Source organism: Microbacterium sp. Bi128, from assembly GCF_918698205.1.
The window spans coordinates 1-1,659 of the sequence record NZ_CAKKMM010001146.1; the positions used below are offsets into that span (position 1 = coordinate 1).

At 67.4% G+C, this 1,659-nt stretch carries 2 protein-coding genes; both read right to left on the reverse strand.

All coding sequences use genetic code 11. The features are described from left to right. Nucleotides 1-1,189 (reverse strand): protein kinase (locus LQV45_RS30645; protein ID WP_230011022.1); only part of this gene is annotated, 1,189 nt, incomplete at its 3' end. Nucleotides 1,190-1,310: 121 nt separating this feature from the next. Then, nucleotides 1,311-1,659: lytic transglycosylase domain-containing protein (locus tag LQV45_RS30650; RefSeq protein ID WP_230011024.1), on the reverse strand; the 349-nt coding region annotated here is incomplete at its 5' end.

Consider the following 1,659-nt stretch of genomic DNA (forward strand, 5'->3'; position numbering starts at 1 on the left):
GGGCGCGTTTGCTGGGGGCAACCGCGCCCTCCGCCGGGCCGTCATACCCGGCGCCGTCGTAGGCCGCCTCGTCCGGGGTGGACAACGGTCCGTAGGCCGGAAGCCGCGGGGCACCGGACATCACAGTGGTCGGGTTGCCGCTGGTGCGGGAAAGCATCTCGGTGGGCCGGGCGAGGCTGCCGTATACCTCAGTCTGCAATTCCGTGGGCATTCCGGTGGGCGGCAGCACGTGGGCCGTTTCCTGCGCGTCCGACGCCGGACCGGTACCGCCTGGCGGCCGGGTTGGCGGTGCTGCCACGGCCGGCAGGGTGCTGCGAGCCGCCGGCGGCTGGAGGTCGAGTTCGGCGTCGCTGAGGTTGGTCCTGATGTGCCGGAGCTCGGACAACAGGGCGCTGCCGTCGACGGGGCGCTTGTCCGGGTCCCGGTCCGTGCACCACTGGACGAGTTCGTCGATCTCCGCGGCCAGCCCGGGCACCTCCAGCGAGGGCGCTGCGACGGTGGAATTGACGTGCTGGTAGGCGACCTGGATGGGCACGTCGCCTTCGAACGGCTGCCGGCCCGTGATCATTTCGTAGAGCATGATCCCGACGGAATAGATGTCGCTGCGGGCATCTGCCTGTTTGCCCAGGACAAGTTCGGGGGAGATGTAGGCGACGGTCCCGATCAGGGCGCCCGTGCTGGTGGACGTCGAGATAGCGCGTGCCAGGCCGAAGTCGCCGAGCTTGATCCGCCCGTCGTCGGCGATCAGGACGTTTTCGGGCTTGATGTCCCGGTGGATCATTCCGGCGGCGTGCGCGGCGCCGAGGCCTTCGACGACCGGATCGATCAGCGCCAGGGCCAGCCGCGGCGACAGGGCGCCCTTGTCATTGAGGACATCCCGCAGCGTGTGGCCCTTGATGAATTCCATGACCAGATAGGCGAGCCGGCCGTCCTCGCCCTGGTCCAGGACGCCCACGACGTGTGGGTGGGAGAGCCGGGCGGCAGCCTTGGCTTCGCGGCCCAGCCGATCGAGGAACTGCGGGTCGTCAGCCAGATGGGGATGGAGCACCTTCAGCGCGACATCACGCTCAAGGCGCTGGTCCGTGGCGAGGTACACGGTGGACATCCCGCCGCGGGCAAGCCTGGATTGAACCTGGTAGCGGTTGTCCACCAGGTTCCCTACGAGAGCATCCGACACGTATTCCTGCACCTTACAATCGTAGTCGCTGGACAGAAACGGGCCCGAATCAACATGCGATCCGGGCCCGTAGCGTCACGCTCCGCCGAAAGGGAGCCTGTGCTGGAGTCTGTAGATGGCCGAGCGGCCGGGTTTAGCCGAACAGCTGCCGGTTGGCCTTGATGGCGGCGACGTAGCCCTTGGTGTCCTCGAACATGCCGTTCTGGCTCACCGAGTACTGGCCCTGGTAGTAGCCGGCGATTGCGGTGTCCACATCCGGGCTCGTGCGGACCAACTGGCGGATGATCGCGATGCCTGCCGTGGCGTTGTCGTAGGGATCGAGCAGGTTCAGCTGGCGGCCCACCAGATCGGAGGCCCATTCGCCGGAGGACGGGATGACCTGCATGGTGCCGATCGCATTGGCCGGTGACACCGCACGCTGGTCGAAGCCGGATTCCTGGAAGGCAAAAGCCTGTGCAAGGCTGGCGTCCACGCCCATGCGC